19 protein-coding genes and 1 pseudogene are annotated in these 25,953 nt (G+C 70.2%); 10 read left to right on the forward strand and 10 right to left on the reverse strand.

The genetic code is table 11. The features are described from left to right. Positions 1–52 precede the first annotated feature (52 nt). Positions 53–922, reverse strand: a complete 870-nt coding sequence (locus OHU89_RS25750) for a Bro-N domain-containing protein (RefSeq protein ID WP_405646156.1) — start codon at positions 920–922, stop codon at positions 53–55. 173 nt (positions 923–1,095) lie between these two features. Between OHU89_RS25750 and OHU89_RS25755 the strand changes: the two genes are divergently transcribed. After that, a complete protein-coding gene (locus OHU89_RS25755) occupies positions 1,096–2,145 on the forward strand; it encodes an AI-2E family transporter (RefSeq protein ID WP_405646158.1) in 1,050 nt (349 codons plus the stop codon). Here the strand turns inward: OHU89_RS25755 and OHU89_RS25760 are convergent. Continuing rightward, positions 2,112–4,243 (reverse strand): annotated as a pseudogene (locus OHU89_RS25760) (SpoIIE family protein phosphatase). The gene OHU89_RS25755 and the pseudogene OHU89_RS25760 sit on opposite strands and share 34 nt — an antisense overlap. 183 nt (positions 4,244–4,426) lie before the next feature. Between OHU89_RS25760 and aspS the strand changes: the two are divergent. From aspS to OHU89_RS25780, 4 genes are all read left to right on the forward strand, one after another. Continuing rightward, the gene (gene aspS / locus OHU89_RS25765; RefSeq protein WP_365393630.1) at positions 4,427–6,190 is read left to right on the forward strand and encodes an aspartate--tRNA ligase; all 1,764 of its coding nucleotides are present in this window, start codon (positions 4,427–4,429) and stop codon (positions 6,188–6,190) included. 126 nt (positions 6,191–6,316) lie between these two features. Beyond that, positions 6,317–6,841: an MFS transporter gene (locus OHU89_RS25770; protein WP_405654654.1), complete on the forward strand. Its 525-nt coding sequence runs from the start codon at positions 6,317–6,319 to the stop codon at positions 6,839–6,841. An 86-nt stretch (positions 6,842–6,927) separates the two neighbouring features. After that, entirely contained in the window at positions 6,928–7,845 is a 918-nt protein-coding gene (locus OHU89_RS25775; protein WP_405646160.1) for an intradiol ring-cleavage dioxygenase, read from the forward strand. A 189-nt stretch (positions 7,846–8,034) separates the two neighbouring features. Further along, positions 8,035–8,616 carry a hypothetical protein gene (locus tag OHU89_RS25780; RefSeq protein WP_405646162.1) on the forward strand — a complete coding sequence of 194 codons (582 nt, stop codon included), beginning with the start codon at positions 8,035–8,037 and terminating at the stop codon, positions 8,614–8,616. A gap of 4 nt (positions 8,617–8,620) precedes the next feature. Here OHU89_RS25780 and OHU89_RS25785 read toward each other — a convergent pair whose 3' ends face one another. Then, complete coding sequence (locus OHU89_RS25785) at positions 8,621–10,015, reverse strand: VCBS repeat-containing protein (protein ID WP_405646164.1); 1,395 nt, start codon at positions 10,013–10,015, stop codon at positions 8,621–8,623. A 168-nt stretch (positions 10,016–10,183) separates the two neighbouring features. Between OHU89_RS25785 and OHU89_RS25790 the strand changes: the two genes are divergently transcribed. The 3 genes from OHU89_RS25790 (at position 10,184) to OHU89_RS25800 (ending at position 13,459) form a co-directional block, all read left to right on the forward strand. Next, entirely contained in the window at positions 10,184–10,795 is a 612-nt protein-coding gene (locus tag OHU89_RS25790) for a DUF4956 domain-containing protein (RefSeq protein WP_266889894.1), read from the forward strand. Next, the gene (locus OHU89_RS25795; RefSeq protein WP_405646166.1) at positions 10,792–11,580 is read left to right on the forward strand and encodes a polyphosphate polymerase domain-containing protein; all 789 of its coding nucleotides are present in this window, start codon (positions 10,792–10,794) and stop codon (positions 11,578–11,580) included. The genes OHU89_RS25790 and OHU89_RS25795 overlap by 4 nt, the downstream gene beginning before the upstream one ends. Before the next feature lie 106 nt (positions 11,581–11,686). Further along, positions 11,687–13,459 (forward strand): carbohydrate-binding domain-containing protein, encoded by a 1,773-nt coding sequence (locus OHU89_RS25800; protein WP_405646167.1) that lies wholly within the window; start codon positions 11,687–11,689, stop codon positions 13,457–13,459. A 2-nt stretch (positions 13,460–13,461) separates the two neighbouring features. On the opposite strand, the gene OHU89_RS25805 is transcribed toward OHU89_RS25800, so the two are convergent. Both OHU89_RS25805 and OHU89_RS25810 read right to left on the reverse strand, forming a co-directional pair. Then, entirely contained in the window at positions 13,462–13,827 is a 366-nt protein-coding gene (locus OHU89_RS25805) for a PH domain-containing protein (protein ID WP_046261125.1), read from the reverse strand. 63 nt (positions 13,828–13,890) lie between these two features. Continuing rightward, entirely contained in the window at positions 13,891–14,355 is a 465-nt protein-coding gene (locus OHU89_RS25810; RefSeq protein ID WP_405646169.1) for a hypothetical protein, read from the reverse strand. Positions 14,356–14,503: 148 nt separating this feature from the next. On the opposite strand from OHU89_RS25810, the gene OHU89_RS25815 reads away from it, so the two are divergent. Next, a complete protein-coding gene (locus tag OHU89_RS25815; RefSeq protein ID WP_405646170.1) occupies positions 14,504–15,847 on the forward strand; it encodes a polysaccharide lyase family 1 protein in 1,344 nt (447 codons plus the stop codon). 55 nt (positions 15,848–15,902) lie between these two features. On the opposite strand, the gene metG is transcribed toward OHU89_RS25815, so the two are convergent. Together metG and OHU89_RS25825 are read right to left on the reverse strand one after the other, a co-directional pair. Next, on the reverse strand, positions 15,903–17,624 hold the full coding sequence (gene metG, locus OHU89_RS25820; RefSeq protein ID WP_405646172.1) for a methionine--tRNA ligase: 1,722 nt from the start codon (positions 17,622–17,624) through the stop codon (positions 15,903–15,905). 132 nt (positions 17,625–17,756) lie between these two features. Beyond that, positions 17,757–19,448, reverse strand: a complete 1,692-nt coding sequence (locus OHU89_RS25825; RefSeq protein WP_405646174.1) for a VWA domain-containing protein — start codon at positions 19,446–19,448, stop codon at positions 17,757–17,759. Between the two features lie 386 nt (positions 19,449–19,834). Between OHU89_RS25825 and OHU89_RS25830 the strand changes: the two genes are divergently transcribed. Next, positions 19,835–21,907: a PhoX family protein gene (locus tag OHU89_RS25830; protein ID WP_405654656.1), complete on the forward strand. Its 2,073-nt coding sequence runs from the start codon at positions 19,835–19,837 to the stop codon at positions 21,905–21,907. A gap of 83 nt (positions 21,908–21,990) precedes the next feature. Here the strand turns inward: OHU89_RS25830 and OHU89_RS25835 are convergent, their stop codons facing one another. From OHU89_RS25835 to OHU89_RS25845, 3 genes are all read right to left on the reverse strand, one after another. Further along, the gene (locus OHU89_RS25835) at positions 21,991–22,968 is read right to left on the reverse strand and encodes an endonuclease/exonuclease/phosphatase family protein (protein ID WP_405646175.1); all 978 of its coding nucleotides are present in this window, start codon (positions 22,966–22,968) and stop codon (positions 21,991–21,993) included. Next, entirely contained in the window at positions 22,965–24,953 is a 1,989-nt protein-coding gene (locus tag OHU89_RS25840; protein WP_405646177.1) for a zinc ribbon domain-containing protein, read from the reverse strand. Before OHU89_RS25840 ends, OHU89_RS25835 begins: the two co-directional genes overlap by 4 nt. 162 nt (positions 24,954–25,115) lie before the next feature. Beyond that, positions 25,116–25,862, reverse strand: a complete 747-nt coding sequence (locus OHU89_RS25845; protein ID WP_405646179.1) for an alpha/beta fold hydrolase — start codon at positions 25,860–25,862, stop codon at positions 25,116–25,118. Positions 25,863–25,953: the final 91 nt, after the last annotated feature.

The following is a 25,953-nucleotide window of genomic DNA, read 5'->3' on the forward strand; positions in this document are numbered from 1 at the left end:
GCCGCAAGTTTGGGGTGCGGCTTCGGGCCTTTCCTATGTGGGCGCTACCGGACTACGGCAGTACGTAGAACGGCGCGCCGTTCGGGGCGCGGCCCACCTGCCGCACGCATTCCTGCTCGGACAGCAACTCCAGGCTGTCGTGGACGCGGTCGGACGACAACCCGGTGCAGACGGAGATCTCCTCCACGCTGTAACCGGCGCCGCCGTGCAGCAGCGCAGGAGCCAGGTGGGCAGCCACCGCGTGGACGTCCTCGGTGACGACCAGGTTCCGGGACTTCCAGTTGGCCAGGAGCTGCTGAGGCGTCAACTCCGGGGCCTGGACCGGGCGGGCGCGATCGCCGGAGCGCCGGAGGGTCTGGGCGATGTCCCGGAGGGACTCGATGATCACGTTCTGCTTGTTGTCGATCCGCTGTAGCGCTTCGTCCGTCCGGCAGGCGCGCTCTTCGAGCCGGACGAGGGCGTCAGCGAGCTGTTGGGGCACGGCGTATGCGGTGCAGCAGGTGGCGGCGGGCTGCACGGGGGCCGGTTCCAGGGAGTAGGAGCCGTCGCGCTGGATGGTGGCGATGACTTCGGCGACCCAGTTCTTGAAGGGCTGGGACTCCGGCTTCGTGCAGCCGTTGACCAAGCGGATCAGGCCCTGGAGATCGACGACGTTCATGTCTCGTCGCCACTCCCGACCTGCGGGAACGCTGAGAGTGTGACCTCCAGTCACTGTCTCGAGAATCTCTCGGTGCTCTTGGGGAACGTGGTCGAGCAGCGCCTTTCGAGGGGTGGTGTACCCCAGCTCCTTGCATACGTCGACCGCGGGAAACCAGTGCGTCCCGTCCGGCATCGTCAGCCTCCGTACCCGGGCCCCCGTGGCCACGAACACGAAGTCGTTGATGTCGATCGCGTCCTTGCGCGTGTTGTTCTGCTCCTTCATCGAGCATCACCTCCGCTCCGGAACCTAGAGACGCGGAAGGGCAACTCACGTCCATAGCAAGGTTGTTCATCCGAAAGGTGGACAGACGTACCGATTCTGCCGACCGCGTCGGCCCTTCACCTGACCGGCCGACCGCACAGGACAAGGCCGGGGGCGCGTGGTCCGCTGGGGGTGTGCAACTGCTTCCCGAGCCCGTCCGTCGTCTGGCCGCCTGGTGTGTTGTCGTGCTGCTTGTCGCCGGGGTTGTGTATGTCGGGATCCGGTTGTGTGTGGAGTTCCGGACCGCTGTTGTGCCGGTGCTGCTCGCGCTGCTGGGGGCTGCGCTGCTCGGGCCCCTGCACCGGTGGCTCGTCAAGGGCAGGGTCAATCGGTCGGTCGGTGCCGGGCTCACGTGTGTCGCCGTCGTGGGTGTCGTCGGCGGGGCCGTCTATATCGTCGTCGCCGCGCTCATCGACACCGGGGACGAGATCGTCGCCTCGCTCAAGCAGGCGGCTCAGGATCTCGCCGAGCACTTCGGGGCCGCGGGGACCTCGCTGGACGACCTCGCCTCCAACGCGAAGGAGCTGCTCGCCAAGTTCGGGGGGACCGCCGCCTCCGGGGTGATCAGCGGGGTCAGTGTCGTCGGCGAGACCATTGCCATGGCTGTGCTCGCGCTGCTGCTCGTCTTCTTCTTTCTGAGGGACTCGCATCGGGCTGTCGGCGCGCTGCGCTCCCTTGTTCCCCGTTCCTCCGGTGACCTCGTCGAGGCCATGGCCCGGCGGGCGTACGAAGGGGTCGAGGGGTTCATGCGGGGGACGACGCTCATCGCCCTCATCGACGCCCTCTGCATCACCGTCGGGCTGCTGATCCTCGATGTGCCGGGGGCCGTCGGGCTGGGGGCGCTGGTGTTCGTGGCGGCTTACATCCCTTACCTGGGCGCCTTCGTCTCCGGGGCCGTCGCCGTCCTCGTCGCGCTCGCGGACCGGGGGTTCGTCATCGCGCTGTGGGTGCTCGGGGTCGTGCTCGCCGTGCAGGTGCTCGAAGGGCATGTGCTGCAGCCGATGATCCAGAGCCGGACCGTGCAGATGCATCCGGCGGTCGTCATGCTCGCCATCACGGCCGGGGCCTCCGTCGCCGGGATTCTCGGCATGCTGCTCGCCGTGCCGCTCACCGCCGCCGCCTTCGGGGTCGCGCATGAGCTACGGGAGCGTTACTCCGACGCGTCCGCCGCCGTGGACTCGTAGAGCTCGAACCAGATGCTCTTGCCCTCGCCCTGCGGGTCCACGCCCCAGGTGTCGGCCAGCAGTTCGATCAGGACCAGGCCGCGGCCCGACGACGCCAGTTCGCCGGGGCGGCGGACGTGGGGGAGGTCGTCGCTGGTGTCCGTCACTTTCACGTGCATACGGCGGGCGCCCCGTTCGCCACGTACCTCCGCCAGGAGCAGCGCGTCCGCGTCGGTGTGGACCAGGACGTTCGTCAGCATCTCGGACAGCAGCAGTACCGCCGAGTCCACCTGGTCCTCCGACGGCCAGTCGTGGAGGAGCTCCTTCAGCTGCTGGCGGGCCACCGCCACGCGTTCCGGTTCCGCCTGGGCCACCGACAGCATCGTGCGGCGGATCGGCGGTGTCGTCACGACGGTGTCGCCGCAGCCGCAGCCCTCTCCCTCGCGGCACAACAGCAACACCGCTATGTCGTCCTCGCGGCGGTCCGCCAGGGGCCTGTCGTGTGGTGGGAGGAGGGGCCGTGCACGGCTTGGACCAGGGCGTCCGCCAGTTCCTCCAGGTCGCCCTTGTGTTCCTCCAGGATCGTGCGGACCCGCTGCCAGCCGCTCTCCAGGTCGTGGCCGCCCGTCTCGATCAGGCCGTCGGTGCAGACCATCATCGTCTCGCCGGGCTCGAGGGTGAGGCCGGTCGTGGGGTAGTCGGCGTCGGGGTCGATGCCGAGGGGGAGGCCGCCGTCGGTGCGGCGGACCAGGACCGTGCCGTCCGCCATGCGGATCGCGGGGTCGGGGTGGCCGGCGCGGGCGATGTCGAGGCGGCCGGTGGCGGGGTCGACCTCGACGTAGAGGCAGGTCGCGAAGCGCTGGTCGGCGGGGTCGTCGGTGTCGTACGTCATGCCGTGCAGGAAGCGGGAGGCGCGGGACAGGACCGCGTCGGGGCGGTGGCCCTCCGAGGCGTAGGCCCGCAGGGCTATGCGCAGCTGGCCCATCAGGCCTGCCGCGTGGACGTCGTGGCCCTGTACGTCGCCTATGACCAGGGCGAAGCGCCCTCCTCCGGGCAGCGGGATCATGTCGTACCAGTCGCCGCCCACCTGGAGGCCGCCGCCGGTGGGGACGTAGCGGGCCGCCACGCTCATGCCCGGTATCTCGGGGCCCAGCTTGGGGAGCATGGAGCGTTGGAGGCCGTCGGTGAGCTCTCTGGCCGACTCGGCCGCCTCCGCGCGGGACAGGGCCTGGGCGAGCATCCGGGCGACCGTCGTGAGCACGGATCTCTCGTCCGGGGTGAAGGCGACCGGGTAGGCGAAGGCCGCCATCCACGCGCCCATCGTGCGGCCCGCGACCGTGAGGGGGAGAAAGGCCCAGGACTGGCGGCCGAAGTGGGCCGCGAGGGGCCAGGTGACCGGGTAGCGGTTCCGGTACTGCTCGGGGGTGGAGAGGTAGACCGCGCGACCGGTGCGGACCACCTCGGCGGCGGGGTAGTCCGTCTCCAGGGCCATGTGGGAGAAGGGGCCCTCGTCGCCGGGCTGCTGTCCGTGGTGGCCGATGATCTTCAGGCGGTCGCCCTCGACGCCGAAGACCGCGAGGCCGTCCGGGGAGAAGCCCGGCATCGACAGGCCCGCGGCGACCCGGAGGACCTCCTCGGTGGAGCGGGCCTCGGCCAGGGCGCGGCCCGCGTCCAGGAGGAACGCCTCCCTGGAGCGCCGCCAGTCGCCGGTGATCGCGCTGCGGGCGGCCGGGGTGCCGGGTGAGGGCTCGGTGACCTCCTGCAGGGTGCCGATCAGGACGAAGGCGCGGCGCTCGGCGTCGTAGGAGGGATTCGAGCGGCTGCGGACGACCCGCACCACCCGGTTCTGCTCGTCCATGATCCGGATGCGGACCTCGGCGAGGGTGCCCTCGGCGACGGCGAGCTGGATGACGCCGGTGATCTCGTTCCAGTCGACGGCGTGCATACGCGCGCGTGCCTGGACCTCCGTGAGGGTGGTCGGCTCGGCGGGCAGCCCGAGCAGGCGTGCGGCCTCGGCGTCCACGGTGACCTGGCCCGTTGCGGTGTCCCAGTGCCACAGGCCGGTCGCGAGGGCGGCGAGGACGTCCCCCACGGCGGGCAGGGGCTCACCAGTGCGCATTGCCCCACTGTAGGGAGAGTTGATCGAGGGCTGCCACCGATGGCCGGGCCCGCGTCCCGCGATTAATGGTGGGGAGCCGATCTTGGGGCGGCCGGTACCCTTGGGAGGTCCGGGCACCATGGCCCGTTCCTTGTCGGGGAGTGACCCTCGGCACAGCCCAAGATGTAAGGACGATGAACGACGATGCATCGGTACAGGTCCCACACCTGCGGCGAGCTCCGCGCCTCTGACGTCGGTACCGACGTCCGGCTGAGCGGCTGGCTGCACAATCGGCGCGACCTGGGCGGCATCCTCTTCATCGATCTGCGCGACCACTACGGCATCACGCAGCTCGTCGCCCGGCCCGGCACGCCCGCGTACGAGGCCCTGGACAAGGTCTCCAAGGAGTCGACGGTCCGTGTAGACGGCAAGGTTGTTTCACGTGGAACCGACAACGTGAACGCCGACCTGCCCACCGGCGAGATCGAGGTCGAGGTCGGCGAGGTCGAGCTGCTCGGCGCGGCCGCCCCGCTGCCGTTCACGATCAACACCGAGGACGGGGTCAACGAGGAGCGGCGCCTGGAGTACCGCTTCCTGGACCTGCGCCGCGAGCGGATGCACAAGAACATCCTGCTGCGTACGTCGGTCATCTCCGCCATTCGTCACAAGATGACGGCCCTCGGGTTCAACGAGATGGCGACGCCGATCCTGTCCGCCACCTCTCCCGAGGGCGCACGTGACTTCGTCGTGCCGTCGCGTCTGAACCCGGGCAAGTTCTACGCCCTCCCCCAGGCGCCACAGCAGTTCAAGCAGCTGCTGATGATCTCCGGCTTCGACCGGTACTTCCAGATCGCGCCCTGTTTCCGTGACGAGGACGCCCGTGCGGACCGTTCGCCGGGCGAGTTCTACCAGCTCGACGTCGAGATGAGCTTCGTCGAGCAGGAGGACGTCTTCCAGCCGATCGAGAAGCTCATGACGGAGCTGTTCGAGGAGTTCGGCAACGGACGTCATGTGACGTCTCCCTTCCCGCGGATCCCGTTCCGTGAGGCGATGCTGAAGTACGGCTCCGACAAGCCGGACCTGCGGGCCCAGCTGGAGCTCGTCGACATCACCGATGTCTTCGAGGGCTCGGAGTTCAAGGCGTTCGCCGGCAAGCACGTGCGGGCGCTGGCGGTGCCGGACGTCTCCGCGCAGCCGCGGAAGTTCTTCGACCAGCTCGGCGACTACGCCGTCTCGCAGGGTGCGAAGGGTCTGGCCTGGGTCCGGGTCGCCGAGGACGGTTCGCTGTCCGGTCCGATCGCGAAGTTCCTCACCGAGGAGAACGTCGCCGAGCTGACCAAGCGGCTGTCGCTGGCCGCCGGGCACGCCGTGTTCTTCGGCGCGGGTGAGTTCGACGAGGTCTCGAAGATCATGGGCGCGGTGCGGGTCGAGGCCGCCAAGCGTGCCGGGCACTTCGAGGAGGGCGTGTTCCGGTTCTGCTGGATCGTCGACTTCCCGATGTACGAGAAGGACGAGGAGACCGGCGCGATCGACTTCTCGCACAACCCGTTCTCCATGCCGCAGGGCGGTCTTGAGGCCCTGGAGACCCAGGACCCGCTGGACATTCTCGGCTGGCAGTACGACATCGTCTGCAACGGTGTCGAGCTGTCCTCCGGCGCGATCCGGAACCACGAGCCCGAGATCATGCTGAAGGCCTTCGAGATCGCGGGCTACGACCGCGAGACGGTGGAGGAGAAGTTCGCCGGCATGCTGCGCGCGTTCCGCTTCGGCGCCCCGCCGCACGGCGGGATCGCGCCCGGCGTCGACCGCATCGTGATGCTGCTGGCCGACGAGCCGAACATCCGCGAGACCATCGCCTTCCCGCTCAACGGCAACGCCCAGGACCTGATGATGGGCGCGCCGACGGAGCTGGAGGAGGCGCGGCTGAAGGAGCTGCACCTGTCGGTGCGCAAGCCGCAGCCGAAGTAAGGCAAGCCTTGTAACTCGGCTGATCGCAAAGGGACTTGAAATCGACGGACGATTTCAAGTCCCTTTTGCCTGCGCGCCGGAAACGGGCTGACCGGGTACGCGATCACCTTCTGGCTGCCGAGTCTGATCGAGGAGATCGGCGAGCTGTCTTCCTTCCAGGTCGGACTGCTGTCGGCGATACCGGCGGTCTGCTCGATGGTCGCCATGTACTCGATGAGCCACTTCACCGACCGGGCCCCGGACCGCCGGCCCTTCCTGGCGCTCACGCTCCTCCTCTCGGCCATCGGCACCTATCTGGCCACCCTCGGCTCCCCCTGGTTCGGGCTCGCCGCGATCACGCTCGCGGGGGTCGGCTCGAAGTGCGCGGCCACGCTGTTCTGGCCCATGGCGCAGTCCGGGCTCGACCTGAGGATCGCCGCGCCGGGCCTCGCGCTGATCAACTCCATAGGAAACCTGGGCGGATTCGTCTCGCCCACGCTCTCCGGCTATCTCAAGGACACGACGGGCAGCACCAACGGCGGTCTCTCCACGCTGTCGGCGGCCTCGCTGCTCGCGGTGGTCGCGGCCCGGTTCATCCGTGGCGCACGGGCCTCGGACGGCCCCTCGATGGAGGCCGGCGCCCCCGCGGCGGTGGCCCCAACCGGCAAGTAAGGGAAGGCTTTCCTTTCATGTTCCTTTGAGAACGCCACAGTGCTTTCCCACGTCCCTGACAGTCTTCTTACCTAACTTTCCTGCCCATGACGGGAAACCAGCAGAACAACGAGCCGAAGCACAAGCGGGACCTGACGCGTCGCAAGGTCGTCGTGGCGGGCGCGGGTGCCGCCGTGGCCGTGGGTGCGGGCGCCACGCTCGCCTCGGGTGCCTTCGCCGACGAGACGACGAGCACCGCTTCCGCGAGCGGCACCTCCTCCGCCGAGGTCTGCTACAAGCTCACCTCGGAGACCACCGAGGGTCCGTACTACATAGACGCCGACAAGCTCCGCCGTGACATCACCGAGGACAAGGAGGGCATCCCGCTCGTCCTCGACCTCAAGGTGATCGACTCGGAGACCTGCAAGCCGGTACGCAACGCCGCCGTGGACATCTGGCACTGCGACGCCCTGGGCATCTACTCGGGCTACGAGAGCCTGTCGACCGGCGGTGGCGGCACCGCTCCCACGGGCGCCCCCTCCGGCACCCCGACCGGTGAGCCGCCGTCGGGCGCGCCGTCCGGTGGCACCGGCGGCGGGGTCCACGAGGAGCCGACCGACGACGAGCGCTATTTGCGCGGCACGTGGAGGACGGACAAGCACGGCAAGGTCACCTTCAAGACCATCTTCCCGGGCTGGTACCGGGGCCGTACCGTCCACATCCACACCAAGGTGCACGTGGGCGGCGAGTGGACGGACGCCGGGTACGAGGGCGGCACCACCTGCCACACCGGCCAGCTCTTCTTCGACGAGACGTCCGTGCTCGCCTCCGCCGAGGTCGAGCCGTACTCGACCTCGACGACCGAGCGCACCACGCTCGACGAGGACACCATCTACGACCAGAGCGGCACCGCGGGCGGCCTGCTCAAGCTGAAGTACAACAAGAAGAACATCGCCAAGGGCGTCGTCGGCTCCCTCACGATGGGCGTCGACCCCGACGCGACGAACGAGGGCACCTCGCTGTAACCACGGACCTGCACAAAGGGCGCCCGGGACGGTCAGGTCCCGGGCGCCCTTTGCCGTGCGCCGCCATGGCGTTCTCACAGGAGCCGTACAGACGGCTCGGCAGCTGCGCACAGCGGCCCGGGGTCTCATGGGGACATACGGGGTCGGGTCGCCCCGCCCCGTGGGAGACCGCAAGCGCTGGAGGAAGCGATGGGATACGTCGTACTCGCACTGTTGCTGATCGTCGCCGCGGTCGCCGCGGTCGTCGTACAGCGGAGGCAGGGCGGTCGGGCGGAGCCTGTCGTGCCGGTGGCGGGGCCGCCCGCTGTCCCCGATCCCGATCCTGAGCCCGGGACCGGTGTCCGTGTCGAGGCCGGGCGGTGGGTCGAGCGGCTCGGGGCCGGTCTGGCGGGGATCGACGCGGCGGGTGACAAGGCGGCCGTGCAGGCTCTCGCCGACGCGACCGAGCGGTACCGCGCCGCGAAGGGGGAGCTCGCCGCCGGGCGGTACGACTCGGCCACGGCGGCCGCCGTCGAGGGCCTCCACTACGTCCGCGCCGCCCGCACCGCGCTCCGCCTGGACCCGGGGCCCGTCCTGCCAGGCCTGGGCACGCCCGCGGTCACGGCCCGGGACGGGCGGGTCATCCTGGACGAGCGGACGTACACGGTCTCCAACCGCTGGCGGGACGGGGTGACGCCGTACTACTACGCGGGCGGGGTCGTCGCCGGGCGCCGGGTCCCCGGGGGCTGGTACAGCTCGCCCTGGTGGAACCCGGCGCTGGCGGTCGCCTGAGCGGTCAGATCGCCCAGAGCAGGCCGAGGCCGCCGAGCGTCGTACCGAACTGCTGGGTCAGGCCCACCGACGAGGCCGTGAACAGCTTGCTGCCCGAGGCCGTCGGACGGGACGAGCCGCCGGGGAACACCCACACCGCGCCGGTGGCGTTGTTCTCGCCGGACGCCCCGACGAACAGCTCCGGCTTGCCGTCCTTGTTCACGTCCCCGGCCGAGACCGTCGTACCGAACAAGTCGTCGGTCTCGGCGGCACCCGGGACGGACGCCGTGTCCTGGGAGAAGGAGTACGAGCCGGTGCCGAGGGATCCCGAGGCGCGGCCCGGGACGACCGTCACCTGACCGGCCCGGTTCTTGGCGAGGCTCTCGTACGGGGTGCCGACGACGATGTCCGCGAGCCCGTCCCGGTTCAGGTCGGCGACGGTCAGCGCGCCGCCGAAGGCGTCGCCCTTTTCGCTCGCGCCGGGGACACCGGCCGTGTTCTGCGTGATCTGCACCGGCGCGGTGTCGGTCGCGACGCCGGTCGCCGAGCCGTACCAGACCAGCACCCGGCCGCCCGACGCGCCGTCCACGCCCGCCGCTTCCGGCTCGTCCGGGTCGCCGGCCACGAGGTCGGCGTATCCGTCGCCGTCGACGTCGCCGGTGGCCACGATGAGGCCGTTGCCCTGGAGTTCGTTGCCGTAGGCGGGGTTCGCGTAGACGTCGCCGCCGCTCCGGCCGCTCAGGCGGACGGTCGCGGAGGCCGGGTCGGGAACCTTGTCGCCGTTGAGGTCGCCGAGCGCGACGGAGCTGGTGGAGGGCGTGTTGTCGTTGTAGGTGACGGATCCGAAGCCGCCGCCGCGAGTGAACGGCCCGCTGAAGTACACGGACGCGTCCCACCCGGCCACCGCCACCCGGGTCTTCGCCCCGGCCCCGGTGCTGAGCGCGGTGATGTCCAGCCCGTATTGGCCCGGGGCGTCAGCCGGTGTCGGCAGATCCGTCCCACTGGTCAGTCCGTCGGCGCTCCCCCAGAGCACGGTCACCGCACCGGAGTCGGTGCCCTTCGGCGTGTCCTCCGCCGGCGACCCCACCACCAGGTCCGCATACCCGTCCCGGTTCAGGTCCGCCGTCGCGGTCGCCTCGCCGAACCGGTCGTACGCCTCCGCCGCGCCCGGCACCCCGGCCGTGTTCTGCGTGATCGTCTTGCGGTGGCTCGCGGCCAGGCCCGACTTCGAGCCGTACAGCACGACCACCGCCCCCGCCGCCTCCTTGCCGGACACATTCGCACCCGGCGCGGGCAGCACCGCGTCCTTGTAGCCGTCGCCGTTGAAGTCACCCGGCACGCCTCCGTGCACGGCCGCCGCCGGAACCGCCGGCAGCAGCGCCCCACCGATCACCCCGGCGATCACGAACCACTTGCGCATCAGATCCCCCTCCTGAATCTTCGCGGGAAGTGTAAGGGAGCGAACTCCTCTTTCAGCAGGGGAACTTGTGGCCGCCGGCCCCCGAGCGGCCGGACATTGCCAAGACTTCTTAAAGTCGCTTAACGCTTCTCAAAGGGGCCTCACAGGCTGTTCCCCGAATGTTCTCCCATGACGTCAACAGCCGTTCACCAGCTGGTTCTTGTCGCCTCCGACCTCGCCGCAGTCTCGGTGCTCGTCTTCGGCGTCTACTTCCCGCGCCACCACCGCCGCGACCTCGTCGCCTCCTTCCTCGGTGTCAACGTCGGGGTGCTCGCCGTGGCGATGACCCTGAGCTCGGCGTCCGTGGGCATCGGGCTGGGGATGGGCCTGTTCGGCGTGCTGTCGATCATCCGGCTGCGGTCGTACGAGATCGCCCAGCACGAGATCGCGTACTACTTCTCCGCCCTGGCCATCGGCCTGCTCGGCGGCCTCCCCGCCGAGGCCAACCCGCTGACCGCCGCGATGACGGCCCTGATCGTCGCCGTGATGTACGTCGCCGACCACCCCCGCCTCTTCCCCCGCCACCGCCAGCGCAGCCTGCGCCTGGACTCCGCCTACACCGACGACGACGCCCTGCGCGCCCACCTCGAGGTCCTGCTCGGCGGCCGGGTGGTCAACCTGACGGTGAGGAGCGTCGACCTCGTCAACGACACCACCCAGGTCGAGGTCCGCTACATCGTCTCCGGCACCCCGGTCCCGCAGGAGGCCGGTGTCCCCGCCGAACAGGACATCCGGGCGTGACCGCGCCCGAATCCGTCCACACGGCCGTACGGCTCCTGCGCCCCGTCGGTCTCGACGAACTCCCTCCGCTGCTGACCCGCCTCGACCGCAAGTACGTCCTGCCGCCGGCCGACCTGCCGATCCTGTTCGGCGGGCTGGGCGAGGACGTACGGGTCCTGGAGATCGACGGCGAGCGGCGGTTCGGCTACCGGTCCCTGTACTTCGACACCCCGGGCCTGGACGGCTACCTCGGCGCCGCCCGGCAGCGCAGACGCCGCTTCAAGCTGCGCATCCGCACCTACCTGGCCTCCGGGGAGCGCTTCGTCGAGGTCAAGACGCGCGGCCCGCGCGGCATCACGGTCAAGGACCGCATGCCGTACGACGGTGATCCGCACCGGCTGTCCCCCGAGGCCCGCGCCTACGCCGACGACGTGCTCGCCGGCGCCGGCATCGACATCCGGCACCTCCGACTCGTACCCACCCTGACCACGGCGTACCGCCGCACCACCCTCCACCTCCCCGCCACCGACAGCCGCCTCACCGTGGACACCGGTCTGACCTGGTCCCTCCCGGACGGCACGGCCGAACTGCGCACCCCCGACCGCGCGATCGTCGAGACCAAGGCCGGCCGGGCCGGCTCCGGTGCCGACCGTCTGCTGTGGTCCCTGCGCCACCGTCCTCTCCCGGTGTCGAAGTACGGCACGGGCCTCGCCGCCCTCCGCCCCGAACTGCCCGCCCACCGGTGGCTGCCCGTGCTGCGCCGCCACTTTCCGACCGTGCGAAGCGCTCCGCCGGGACAGCGGTGACCGCGCCGTGGGCCGGTGGGGGCCGGTCGCTCCCACACGGCGGAGCCGCATATCGGGCGCGGTGTCGCGCCGTACCTCGCCCGGACCGCCCAGACAGGAGTTCCGCATGAGAATCCGTACGACGTCCGTCCGTACTAAGGCCATGGGTGCCGTGGTGTCCGCCGTGCTCGGCGCCGCCGCGCTGGCCGGGTGCTCGTCGTCCTCGGAGTCGGAGGAGGAGGCCGCTGGGAGCTCGTCCTCGGCCGCTGCCTCCGTCGAGGGCGCTCAGAAGGCCGCCGCCGTTCTCGCCGCCGACAAGGAGGCCCACGACGGGGACCTCAGCACCTCGGGTGCCGAGGACGTCACGCTCGGCGGGAAGAGCGTCACGCTCACCGAGGGCGGGACGTATCGGCTCAGCGGCAAGCTCTCCGACGGGCAGGTGCTGGTGAACGCCCCTGACCAGAAGGTGACGTTGATTCTCGACGGGGTCGACATCTCCAGTTCCTCGGGTGCGGCGATCGCGGCGACGGAGGTCGAGGAGCTGGTGGTCGTCCTGGCCGACGGCAGTGAGAACACCCTCTCCGACGCCGACTCCTACGAGGAGGACGCGGATGCGAACGCCGCTCTTTTCAGCGCCGGGGACCTCACCGTCGGCGGCGAGGGCTCGCTCACCGTGCACGGGAACGGCAACGACGGGATCGTGAGCAAGGACGGCCTGGTCATCGCGTCCGGCACGATCACGGTCGAGGCCGCCGACGACGGCGTACGCGGCAAGGACTACCTCGTCGTGAAGGGCGGCTCGGTGAAGGTGAGCGCCCAGGGCGACGGGCTGAAGTCCGACAACACCGAGGACACGAAGGAGGGTTACATCTCCCTCTCGGCAGGAACGGTCCAGGTGACCGCCGCGGGCGACGGCGTCGACGCGGCCACCGACCTGGTCGTCACCGGCGGCACGCTCGACGTCACCGCGAAGGCGACCGACGACTCCTCCGCGCACGGACTGAAGTCCGGCGTGATCACGGTCCTGGAGAAGGGCACCGTCGAGATCGACGCCTCCGCCGACGGGCTGCACAGCGACGCGGCCGTGCACCTGGACGGGGCGAAGGTGACCGTCGCGGCCGGGGACGACGGGGTGCACGCCGAGGGCGACCTGGTCATCAGCGAGGGCGCGGTCGAGATCACGCGGTCGAACGAGGGCCTTGAGGGCAAGGACATCACCGTCGCGGGCGGCTCGACGAAGGTCACCTCGGGCGACGACGGGGTCAACGCGTCGGGAAGCACGACGAGTTCCGACGACCAAGGAGACGACCAGGGCGGCGGTCCGGGTGGCGGTGGCCCCGGAGGCGGTGGCGGCGGCGAGTCCGTGGGCGACTACAGCCTGAAGGTCACCGGCGGCACCCTCGTCATCGACGCGGACGGCGACGGCTTCGACTCCAACGGCACCGCCGAGATCACCGGCGGCACGCTCGTGGTCAACGGCCCCGAGACGGGCGGCAACGGGGCGCTCGACGTCAACGGCAGCTTCACCGTCAGCGGCGGAGTGCTGCTCGCCGCGGGCAGCGCGGGAATGGCCGTGGCGCCGGACGAGGAGTCCGGGCAGGGGTGGCTGTCGGTGACGCTCGACTCGACGGTGGAGGCGGGGACGACCCTGCACGTCGTCGACTCGGACGGCAAGGTGGTCGCCTCGTACGTCACCTCGAAGGCGATCCAGAACGTCGTCTACTCGTCGGCGGCCCTCAAGAGCGGCTCGGAGTACCGGATCTGGTCGGGCGGCAAGGCCTCGGGCGAGGAGAGCGGCGGGATGTACGCGGCGGGCGATCTCGACGGGGCCGACGAGATCGCCACGGTGACGGCGGGCGACGCCCCCGAAGGAGGCTTCGGGGGCGGCCCCCGCAGATAGGGCTAGCGCGCGACGTACTGGGTGAGGATCGCCTGCACCTCGTAGATGTCCACGCCCTTGGTGAAGGTCTTCTGGATCGGCACGGAGTTGCCGGAGACCCAGATCTTCAGCTCGGCGTCGAGGTCGAAGGTGCCGGCCGTCTCCACCGCGAAGTGCGTGATGCTGCGGTACGGGATCGAGTGGTACTCGACCTTCTTGCCGGTGATGCCCTGCTTGTCGACCAGGATCAGCCGGCGGTCGGTGAACATGATGACGTCGCGCACCAGCTGGTACGCCGCCTGCACGCCCTCACCGGCGCCCAGCAGCTTGGCGAAGTCCGATGCCGCCTGGGCCGGATCGATGGTGTGCGCGTTGCCGAAAAGTGCCATGGATGAAACCCCCCACTAGTGATCTTCGGCATGTATAGCGCCTTGTGGGGGCGTCTGCCTAGATCAGGTGTCGTAACTGCCGTCCCAGGGCGGCCCGAAGCCCAGATTGTCCGGGTACAGCTCGGCCCAGAGCTCGTCCTCGTCCTCCCCGGTGACCAGACCGAACAGGACACCGTCGACGATGAGCTGGAAGGGCCGTACGGCGATGTCGGTGTACGTGCGCCGGGGCAGACTCCGCAACAGCGTGGCGAGGTGGGCCCGCGCCCGTCCGAGCACCGAGCCGTCGCGTTGCTGCTCCGCCCAGGTGCCGGCGCACCAGACCTGCGAGTCGCGGTAGTTGCCCTGCGCGTCGAAGGTGTGCAGCACGGCGTAGAGACGCTTGTGCTGCTCCCAGCCGCTGTCGAGCCGGAACCCCTTGGGGAAGGCGTACGAGACCGACCCGAGGAACTGCCCGTCCGCGTATAGCCCGATGGCCTCGGTACGGCCGTGCGGCTCGTAGGCGATCGGGATGATCCCAGGTACTGCCATGGCGCAAACCATACGTAGCTTCTCTGGCAAGTTCCGCCCCCCATCCATCAGTTGATCACCGATGAGACGAAAGTTTTACGGCAACCTTTTGGATCTCCATGACCACAGAAGAGTCGGAACTACCCCCCAAGTACGTAAGGACTCATCCGTGGCTGCTCCTGCACACCGCCGGTCTCTCCGTAAGCGCCACACCCTCGTCGTCTCCGCCGCCGTGGTGGCGGCCGGTGTCGGCGCGGGCGCGCTGGTGCTGAACGCGAACGCCTGGACCGTCGACCTGTACCACGAGACCCTCGCCGCCAAGGACGGCTGGGCCTCCTCGGGGACGGGCACGACCGGCGGCTCGAAGGCCGACGCCGCGCACACCTTCACGGTCTCCACCCGTGCCCAGCTGGTCAAGGCGCTGGGCTCGGCCTCCGACACCACACCCCGGATCATCAAGGTCAAGGGCACGATCAACGCCAACACCGACGACGCGGGCAAGAAGCTGACCTGCGCGGACTACGCGTCGGGCACGGGCTACTCGCTCTCCGCCTACCTGAAGGCGTACGACCCGTCGACGTACGGCCGCTCCAAGCTCCCCTCCGGCACCCAGGAGAAGGCCCGGGCCGCGGCCCAGTCGAAGCAGGCGAAGAACATCGTCTTCAAGGCGCCGGCGAACACCACCATCGTCGGAGTCCCCGGCACCAACGCCGGGATCACCGGCGGCATGCTCCAGATCCAGAACGTGGACAACGTCATCGTCCGCAACCTCGCCTTCGCCGCCACCGAGGACTGCTTCCCGCAGTGGGACCCGACCGACGGTGACGACGGCAACTGGAACTCCAACTACGACTCGGTGACCCTGCGCGGCGCGACCCACGTCTGGGCGGACCACAACACGTTCACGGACGCGCCGCACCTGGACTCGGCGAACCCGAAGTACTACGGCCGCGAGTACCAGATCCACGACGGCGCGCTGGACATCACCAAGAGCTCCGACCTCGTGACGGTTTCCCGCAACCAGTTCACCAACCACGACAAGACGACGCTGATCGGCAGCAGCGACAGCGAGCCCGCGGGCAAGCTGCGTGTCTCGATCCACCACAACGTCTACAAGGGCATCACCCAGCGCGCCCCGCTGTCCCGCGTGGGCCAGGTCCACATCTACAACAACTACTACGACGTGACCCCCCGGAACGGCTACGCGGTGCAGTACAGCATCAACTCCCGCGCCAAGGCCCAGGTCGTCGCCGAGAACAACTACTGGAAGGTCCCGTCGTCGGTGAAGGTCGCCAAGCTCCTCAGCGGCGACGGCACCGGCTCCGTCAAGGGCTCGGGCAACCTGGTGAACGGCACGGTCACGGACCTGGTGGCGGCGTACAACGCGGCGTCGTCGAAGGACCTGAAGACGACGGTGAACTGGACCCCGACCCTGACGGCGGGCCTGGAGTCGTCGGCGAAGAACCTGCCGACGTCGCTGGGGACGACCACGGGCGCGGGCGTCCTGAAGTAGGGCAAGGGCAAGGGCCCGGGACGTGTGGTCCCGGGCCCTTCGTGTTGTGCGGGGCTTACAACGCGGCCGGCTCGCCGCCGAAGCGCTCCTTGTACGTCTCAAGGTCCTCGTCCGTGAGCTTGGCGAAGAGGACCGGGGGGACGGTGAAGGGGGTGCCGACCGGGACGGCGGTGAGGGAGCGGGCGGCTTCCGGGCTGATCCAGGTCGCCGTGTCGTTCTTGAGGGCGAAGGCCTGGCGCATGGCCGCCGAGGTGGCCGGGATGAAGGGTTCCGAGACCACCGCGTAGAGGTGGATCAGGTTCATCGCCGTGCGCAGGGTGAGGGCGGCGGCTTCCTGGTCGGTCTTGATCTCCAGCCAGGGGGCCTTCTCCTCCAGGTAGGAGTTGCCGGCCGACCACAGGGCGCGGAGGGCGGCCGCGGCCTTGCGGAACTGGAGGGCCTCCAGCTGGGACTCGTACTCCGCGAGGAGTTCGGCGATCTGCTCGCCCAGCTTCGTCTCCGCCGCGCCCGGCTCGCCGCCCGCGGGGACCTCCTCGCCGAAGCGCTTCTTGGAGAAGGACAGGACGCGGTTGACGAAGTTGCCGAGGGTGTCGGCGAGGTCCTTGTTCACCGTGGCGGTGAAGTGCTCCCAGGTGAACGACGAGTCGTCGGACTCGGGAGCGTTGGCGATCAGGAAGTAGCGCCAGTAGTCGGCCGGGAGGATGTCCAGGGCCTGGTCGGTGAAGACGCCTCGCCGCTGGCTCGTGGAGAACTTTCCGCCGTAGTACGTCAGCCAGTTGAAGGCCTTGACGTAGTCGACCTTCTTCCACGGCTCCCGGACGCCGAGCTCCGTCGCCGGGAACATCACCGTGTGGAAGGGGACGTTGTCCTTCGCCATGAACTCGGTGTAGCGGACCGTGTCGTCGGCCTCGTACCACCAGGACTTCCAGTCCCGGTTCTCCGGGTCCAGGTCCGACCACTCCTTCGTCGCGCCGATGTACTCGATCGGGGCGTCGAACCAGACGTAGAAGACCTTGCCCTCGGCCGCCAGCTCCGGCCACGTGTCCGCCGGGACCGGGACGCCCCAGTCGAGGTCACGGGTGATCGCACGGTCGTGCAGGCCCTCGGTCAGCCACTTGCGGGCGATGGAGGAGGCCAGCTGGGGCCACTCGTCCTCGTGACGGGAGACCCACTCCTCGACCTCGTGCTGGAGCTTCGACTGGAGGAGGAAGAGGTGCTTGGTCTCACGGACCTCCAGGTCCGTGGAGCCGGAGATCGCCGAGCGCGGGTTGATCAGGTCCGTGGGGTCCAGGACGCGGGTGCAGTTCTCGCACTGGTCGCCGCGGGCCTTGTCGTAGCCGCAGTGGGGGCAGGTGCCCTCGACGTAGCGGTCCGGGAGGAAGCGGCCGTCGGTGGGGGAGTACACCTGGCGGATCGCCCGCTCCTCGATGAAGCCGTTCTCGTTGAGGCGGCGTGCGAAGTGCTGGGTGATCTCGACGTTCTGCTCGCTGGAGCTGCGGCCGAAGTAGTCGAAGTCCAGCGCGAAGCCGTCGTAGACCGCCTTCTGGGCGTCGTGCGCCTGGGCGCAGAACTCGGCGACGCTGAGCCCCGCCTCCTTCGCGGCGAGCTCGGCGGGGGTGCCGTGCTCGTCGGTGGCGCAGATGTAGAGGACGTCGTGGCCGCGCTGGCGGAGGTACCGGGAGTACACGTCCGCCGGGAGCATGGACCCCACCATGTTGCCCAGGTGCTTGATCCCGTTGATGTACGGAAGGGCGCTGGTGATGAGGTGTCGAGCCATCGGGGGCTGCTCCCAGGTCGGAATTCTCGGTGCTTTGCGAACCAAGAAATCCTATCCGACATGGGTGGGCCGCCCGCTTTCCGTATTGAGGGGTGGAAAGCGGGCGGCCCGGGGTGTGTCGATCTTCGGTGACTACGGACGCCAGTCGATCAGTACGCCGTCGTAGAGCTCCGCGTCCGTGAGCTCCTTGGGGGTCGGGCCCGCGTGGAAGAAGGCCGTGTTGTCGGTCTTCAGCTTGCGGAGGTAGTCGAACGCCTTGTTCTCGTGCTCGCCGAACGCGACGAAGGAGAAGAACACCGAGGGGTGGGTCTTCGCGGCGTCGGTCAGGGCCTGGGTGGCGGGGGTCTTCGCGTCGGGGGCGCCGTCGGTCTGGAAGACGACCAGGGCGGGGGTCTTCGCGTCGGGAGTGTTCTTGTCGTAGTGGGCGAGTACGGCTTCCACGGCGGCGTGGTAGCTGGTGCGGCCCATGCGGCCGAGGCCGGCGTGCGCCTCGTCGATCGCGTCCTTCGGGGAGGCGGGGGTGAGGTCGGTGGTGCCGTCGACCTCGGTGGAGAAGAAGACGACGTGGACGGCGGGGGTGCCGGCTTCGGCGTCCGGGGTGAGCTGGGTGGCGAGCGCGAGCGTCTGGTCGGCGAGCGCCTGGGCGGAGCCGTCCTTGTAGTACGAGCGCATGCTCGCGGAGCGGTCCAGGACGAGGTAGGTCCTGGCGCGGGCGGTGGTGAGGCCGGCCTTGGCGAGGGCGAGGGCGGCGGCGTCGTGGGCGACCGTCGCCTCGGCTTCGCCTTCGGCGGCCGCGGCGATCGGTTCGGGGGTGGTGGGTTCCTCGACGGCCGGCTGCGGCTCGGGCTCTGCCGCCGGCTCGGGGGCGACCTCGGCGGCAGTCACCGCGACCGGCTCCGCCTCTACGGCGGGCTCAGTGGTCTCGGTGTCCACGGCAGCGTCGGCCTCGGCCGCCACAGCGGGCTCCGGCACGGGCGCCGTTTCCGCAGCTGCTTCCGGGGCGGACTCGTCCGCGACAGGAGCCTCGGCGGCGGCCTCGTCAGAGACCGCCTCCGGCGAGGTTTCCTCGACGACCGTCTTGGGCTCGGGGGTGGCCTCCGGCTCGGTCTCGGCGACCGCGACGGGCTCCTCGGCCGTCGTCGGCTCCTCCGCGACGGCCTCTGCGGCCGCCTCCGGCGCGGACTCCTCGACCACAGGCTCCGGCTCGGGCTCGGGGGCGGCTTCGGCGGCGGGCTCCGGCTGGGTCTCCGCGACCGGCTCCGGGGCGGTTTCCACGACCGGCTCGGGCTCGGCTGCCGCGGCGGGCTCCTCGGCCGTCGGCGCCTCTTCCGTGACGGGTTCGGCAGCCGTCTCGTCCACGGCGGTCTCCTCGGCCACCGGCGCGGACTCCTCGACCGGCGCAGCCTCCTCGGCGACCGGCGTCGGCTCCTCGGCCTTCGCCTCCTCCTCGACCTGCTCCGCCACGGCGGTCTCCGCCGCAGCCTCCTCGGCGGGCGCCGGCGTCGGCTCCGCCGCAGGCTCCTCGGTGACCGGCGTCGGCTCCGCCGCCACGGCGGTCTCCGCCGCAGCCTCCTCGGTCGCCCCCGGTGTCGCCTCCTCGGCGATCACCGGCGCGGTCTCCGTCGAGCCCGCCGCAGGATCCCGTTCCTCCGCCGGACCGGCCGGCTTCGGTACCACCACGCTGTCGAACGCCGCCGACACCAGATCGTGCTCGTCCTTCGTCGACAGGGACGCCGACGTCGACGGACGCTGCTCCGGGACCTGGACCTGGACCGAGGCCGAGGCCGGAGTCGAGGTCGAGGGCTCGGGTGACGGGGAGGGCACCGTCGGCTTTGTCCCTTCCGCACCCTCTGCCTCGGCGCTACGCCCCTTGCGTGACCGGCCGAACGCGTTCCGCAGGAGAGTGAGAATGCCCATGTGCGCAACCCTTCGCATGAGTTGATGCCCGTAAATCCCTGGCCAGGACGGACACGTAAGGTTAGCGGCCTCGGATGGTGATCTTGGGGAGGGGCGGACACAGGACCCTGCCTCCGTCAAGACCGCCAACCGGCCACAGGCCGGTCCCATCCTCCCCCGGGCCGCCAACTCCCTTACCGCTGCCTCGGATTCACCGGCAGTTCACCGAGAGTCCCCGCTGCCGCACAAACGGGCTCCTAGCGTCCGTGACGCGGATTCAAGGGGATTCCATGGGGAAGCAAGGGGAACACAAAATGCGCAAACTGCTGCCGTTGATCAGAACGTCGTCGTCCGATGAGCACCCGGGCGGCCGCTCCGCCCTGACCTGTCTGTACCGGTGTGGCAACGCCTGCTTCCACGAGGCGCCCAACACCAGCGCCAACGAGTACGTCGGCGACGTCATCGCCGGTGCCGTCAGCCGGCGGTCGATCATGCAGGCCGCCGCCGTCGTGACGGTCGCCGCAGCCGCCGGGTCCGCCACCGTCGCGGCCGCACCCCAGGCCCACGCCGGCACCGACGCGACCGCCGCCTCGTACCGGCCCGGCAACGGTAAGGCCGCCCGCGGGCTCCGTTTCACCCCGGTCGCGCCCAACACCGCCGACCAGGTCACCGTCCCGGACGGCTACGCCCAGAACGTCGTCGTCCGCTGGGGCGAGCCCATCCTGCGCGGTGCGCCCGCCTTCGACCCGGAGAAGCAGAGCGCCGCCGCCCAGGCCGGACAGTTCGGGTACAACAACGACTACCTGACCCTGCTCCCGCTGGGCCACGGCAGGCAGCTTCTCGTCGCCAACCACGAGTACACCGACGAGGTGCTCATGTTCCGCGGCTACGACGCCGCCAACCCCACCCGCGAGCAGGTCGAGATCGCCTGGGCGGCGCACGGGCTGTCCGCCGTCGTCGTCGAGGAGAGCCGCAAGACCGGCAAGCTGACCGTCGTACCCCGCCATCCCCTCAACCGTCGTGTCACGGCCACCACCGAGTTCCGGCTCACCGGCCCGGCCGCCGGCTCCGACCTCCTGAAGACCTCCGCCGACCCGACGGGAACGAAGGTCCTCGGGACGCTCAACAACTGCTCGGGCGGTACGACCCCCTGGGGCACGAGCCTGCACGGCGAGGAGAACTTCAACCAGTACTTCGCCAACAGCAGCCGGGCCACCGACAAGCGGTACGGCATCGGGACGGGCGCGACCGAGCGCAAGTGGGAACGCTTCGACAAGCGCTTCGACGTCGCCCAGGAGCCCAACGAGGTCCACCGGTTCGGATACGTCGTCGAGTTCGACCCGTACGACCCGACGTCCACGCCCCGCAAGCACACCGCCGTCGGCCGCTTCAAGCACGAAGGCGCCACCATCCGGCTCACCGACGACGGGCGCCCCGTCGTCTACTCCGGTGACGACGAGCGCTTCGACTACTTCTACAAGTTCGTCAGCAGCAAGCGCATGAAGAGGGGGACGGGCCGCGCCGTCCGCGAGCACAATCTCTCGCTGCTCGACGAGGGCACGCTCTACGTCGCCAAGCTCACCGGCGACTCCCCCGCCATCGAGATCGACGGCACCGGCAAGTTGCCCTCCGACGGCGAGTTCGACGGCAGCGGCGAGTGGATACCGCTGGCCACCGCGACCGCCAAGGGCGCCGTCTCGCACGTCGACGGCATGAGCGCCGACGAGGTGTTCGTCTTCACCCGCCTCGCCGGTGACAAGGTCGGCGCGACCAAGATGGACCGGCCCGAGGACATCGAGCCGAACCCGCACACCGGCAAGGTGTACGTCGCCCTCACCAACAACTCCAACCGCGGTGTCGGCAGCAACGCCCCGGCGGACGAGGCCAACCCGCGCAATGCCAACAAGCACGGGCAGATCCTGGAGCTGACCGAGCGCTGGAACCGGCCGGAGAGCACGAAGTTCGCCTGGCTGCTGTTCCTCGTCGCCGGCGACCCGAACGACCCGGCCACCTACTTCGCCGGTTTCCCCAAGGACCGCGTCAGCCCCATCTCCTGCCCGGACAACGTCGCCTTCGACCCGCACGGCAACCTGTGGATCTCCACCGACGGCGCCCAGCTCGGCTACCACGACGGCCTCTTCGGCGTCGCGACCAAGGGCGACCGGCGCGGTGAGCTCAAGCAGTTCCTGACCATGCCGATCGGTGCCGAGACCTGCGGCCCGATCGTCCAGGACCGCCGTGTCCTGGTCGCCGTCCAGCACCCGGGCGAGATCAGCGGGGCGACGGTGGAGAACCCGGCGAGCGTCTGGCCCGACGGGCCGGGCCGGATCGTGCGCCCGGCGGTCGTGGCGGTGTGGCGCAAGGACGGCGACGACATCGGCGTCTGAGCCAGGTCTGCCCGAACGAGGTCGGGGGGTGGCTGTGACCGCGCGTCACAGCCACCGTCGTCCCCGCACGTCACTCCCGCACATCATCGCCGTGCATGCAGCGTGATCCTCACCAGCAGGGCCCGGTGGTCGGTGTCGGGCAGATCCAGGAAGCGGGCCGTCTCCACCGAGAAGTCCGAGGACAGCAGGACGTGGTCGATCTGCGCCCCGAGGGTCGGCGCGGTCCGGGCCGGCCAGCTCGGTGCGCGGTCGTCGCCGGCGAGCCGGGCGGCGTCGCGCAGCCCGGTGTCGAGGATGCGGCGGAAGGCGGCATGGTCCTGGGAGGCGTTGAAGTCACCCGCCAGCAGGGTCGTCCCACCCGCCTGCTCCGCCGCGAAGTCCCGCAGCGCGCCCAGCTCGCGCCGCCACACGTCCACCTGCCCCGGCAGCGGCGGCATCGGATGCGCGAGCTGAAGCCGTACCGCGCGCCCGCGCACGTCGGCGACGGCCCCGGGCATCCCCATCGTGCCGGGGATCGGAGCGGCCGCCCTCAGCGGAAACCGGCTGAGGATGACGGACCCCGCGGAGCCGCCGCCCTCGACGGCCTGCCGGTGCGGAAAGGTGCCGCCCAGGGCCCGCTTCAGCTCGGCGTCGCAGGTGTACTCACACTCCTGCACGAACACCAGGTCCGGCTTCTCCCGCCGGACCGCGTCGACCAGCGCGTCGGTGGCCTGCCCGAACTCCACGTTCGAGGTCAGCACCCGGACGGAGGCGACCACGGGCCCGCCCGGGTCACCGCTCTTGCCGTACGGCTCGATGAACCAGGCCAGCAGCCCGAGCAGGACGACACTCCACACCACGCCGGGCCACCAGCGGGCGAGCAGGACGAGGGCGAGGCCGACCGCGGTGGGCGCGACCAGCCAGGGCAGGAAGGCGAGGAGCTGGGGGACGGGCGTGATCCCGTCGACGTCGGCGAGCCGGCACCCCATGACGACACTGACGACGACGAACAGCACGGCGGCGATCCGGATGCCGAACTTCCGTCGTGCTCGTCGTGCGGGCCGTTCCTCGGGGCTGCTCACCGCTCCGAGCGTCTCTGATCAGCTTGGCGATGCCATGCAGACGTAGTGTCTGGCTCGGGTTCTGCCCATCGTGGAGGGGTGGCGTGGGCGTGCAGGTGGAAGCCCGCTCCCAGCGCTGTTCCTCGTGGCCGGTGTCGGCTGATGGGTGTGCTGATCGTCGTCACGCCCTGGTGCCGGTGGGCCGCGCGGGGCAGCCGTCTTTGGTCCGTGTGAGCGTGCCCCTCCGGACGCTGGCCCGCCGGACCCGGGGGTCTGGTGGGGGAGGGTGTCCGGCGTCGCCTGGGCGTCGGACGTGCTGGGTGGCGCCGGGTGGGTCCGGTCTTGGACCGGTCCGTCCGGCGGGTCTTGGGCGCGGGGGTGATGACGGCGCCCGCTTCGAGCTTGTCGATCACGGTGCGGATGGCCATGGCCCCGCTGGTGCGGTCGGTGACGGTCTTGGCCTGGTGGGTGAGGCCGCGGGCGGCGATCCGCCGCCAGGCGCCCTGGTCGCGGTCGCCCTGCCAACCGCAGGAGGCGCAGACGGCCCACTTCCAGCCGGGTGTGGCGGGCCGGTCGGGGGCCTTGCGGTGCCGCAGGGGGACGAGGCACTGCGGGCAGTGCCGGGAGGTGCCCCGCGCTGGGACGGTGATCACGGCGATACCGGCCTCGGCGGCCACGTGCCGCATGCGGTCCACGATCTGCCCGCGCACGGCTTGGCAGAGCCGGGTGTTCATCGTGCGGCCCATGCCCCTGGCCTCCATCGAGCGGAGGTCTTCGACGTAGATCACGGTCGCCGAGGCGGCAAGAGCCTGATCGACAGCCCACCGTGCGGCAGCCCGGGCCAGGGCATCGTTGAGGTTCGACCGGCGCCCGGACACGTGCCGGAGTTCGTCGGCGAGAACCTGGTGCCTGGCCGTCAGGGTGTGCTGCTCGTCTTCGCCGATGAGCCGCTGGTAATGATCGGCCTTGGCGTGCAGATGCTCGGACAGACGGCGCAGCCGGTGCTGCTTGGCGAGAACACCAGCCGCACGGAACATGCCCCCCACGCCGAGGGCCGCGATCTTTCCGTCGCCGTGCAGCCGTGCAGCCCCTGCGGACAGCAAGGTGTTGAGGCCCCAGTCCACGCCTAGCGCGACTGCGTGTCCGCTCCGCTGCGCCTTCGGAACGGCGTGGGTGTAGGCAAGGTCTGCCCGCACGGTGCCCCGATGGATGCGCAGAGTGGGCAGGTGCAGCATCGCGCCCGCCGGGACCGTCGGTGGCAGGCTGACCGTGCAGGCCACCCACCTCCAGTCCTTGTAGGACCGTGGATCCGGGCGGGTGGGCAGTTGCAGCCGCAGCAGCGCCCGGCCCGGCTCGTCGGCGCGTTCGATGGTGGCCTGCTGCCCGTCACAGGCGGACAGCAACAGCATGCGCGCGACCTGGGGCGCGGCCTCCAGCTCGAACACGTTCACCGGCACCCGGCCGTGCTGCTTGGCGAATGCGGCGATCTGCCGGGTACGGCCCCTGATGGCGCTGGAGGGCAGATACTCCCCGCCGGGCACCGCCGCACGCACCTGGTCCCACTCCTGCGGGGTGCGCTTGGCCGGGTCGGCGGGCCAGGTCTCGATGACCGCGGTGGTGAGGTCGGCGCGCCACTTCGCAGCACGCAGCGTGCGCCCGGCCGTCTCCTGGGCGATGCGCACGATGCGGTCATTGACGCGGATGCCCCTGGGCGGGCCGACGCTCCAGCCCAGGCGGCGCAGGGCCATCCAGGCATTCGACGGCAGCGGGCGGCCCCCGGCGTCCTCACCGGCGGCCAGCACGTCCACATCGGCGACGTTCCAGTGCTCGGCCAGCAGCGCGGCGACCATGCCCGATACCAGATCGGCAGCCCAGCCCACCCTCCCCGCCAGCACCGAGGCGGACAGGAATTCACCTGTCTTCTCCTCGACACCCGTACGCAGCAGGGCACGGGCACAGGCGGTACGGGTGGTCTCGCCCCCGGCAAGCGGCAGTTTCCGGCTCACCCGTGCCCCCTCCCGTCCGCAATGCTGTCATCCGATCAACGACACTCCCCGCGGAGAGTCACGCATTCGATCCACGTACTCACATACGACAACGACGCCGAGCACACGGCACGACGCCGACGGATGGCGAATCACTACGGATACCTAAGAAAATGCGGGAGCCTAGGAGGACGCGTCCACCTTTGTCAGAAACTCCCCCAACGCCTCGTTGAACTCCGTCGGCCGCTCCAGGTTCGGCATATGGGCGGCGCCCTCGATCACCCGCAGTTGCGAGGAGGGCAGCGCCGCGTGCATCGCCTCCGCGTCGGCCACGGGGGTGTACTCGTCGTCCGTGCCCACGACGACCAGGGCGGGGACCGTGACGCGGGTGAGCAGGTCGCGGTAGTCGGGACGGCCGGCGCGGGCGCGCAGGGCGGCCGCGGCGCCCTGCGGGGAGGTGGCCGTCATCATGCGGTGGACGTGGGCCTTCACCTCGGCATCCGCGTACGGGGCGACCATCTTCTCCAGGACCTCGTCGGCGTAGCCCCGCATGCCCTCCCGCAGCAGGCGGTCCGCCACCGCGTGCCGGACCTCGACGCCCTCGGGTGTCTCCGGCGCCGGGAACGTGTCGGCGAGGACCAGCCCCCGGACGCGTTCGGGGAACTGGCGGTAGCAGTCCATGACGATCTGACCGCCCATGGAGAGGCCGGCCAGCACGCACGCCTGCACGTCCAGTTCGTCCAGCAGCTCCCGGATGTCGTGGGCGAACTGCTCGAAGCGCGTGACCTCGGGGCCTCGTGGTGAGGTGCCGTAGCCGCGCAGGTCGGGGGTGATCACCTGGCGGTCGGCGGAGAAGGCCGCGCGCTGCGGGTTCCACATCGTGTGGTCGAAGGGGTGGCCGTGGACCAGGACCAAAGGGACTGTAGGCATGACGTCGACCCTAGGTCGCCCCAACTCCTCGGTGCAATAAGATCTTTGCCCTCGGTGCAATCGTGAGAACGCACAAAGCAGTGACGTAAGA

The organism is Streptomyces sp. NBC_00019 (assembly GCF_045041015.1).
GTDB lineage: Bacteria > Actinomycetota > Actinomycetes > Streptomycetales > Streptomycetaceae > Streptomyces.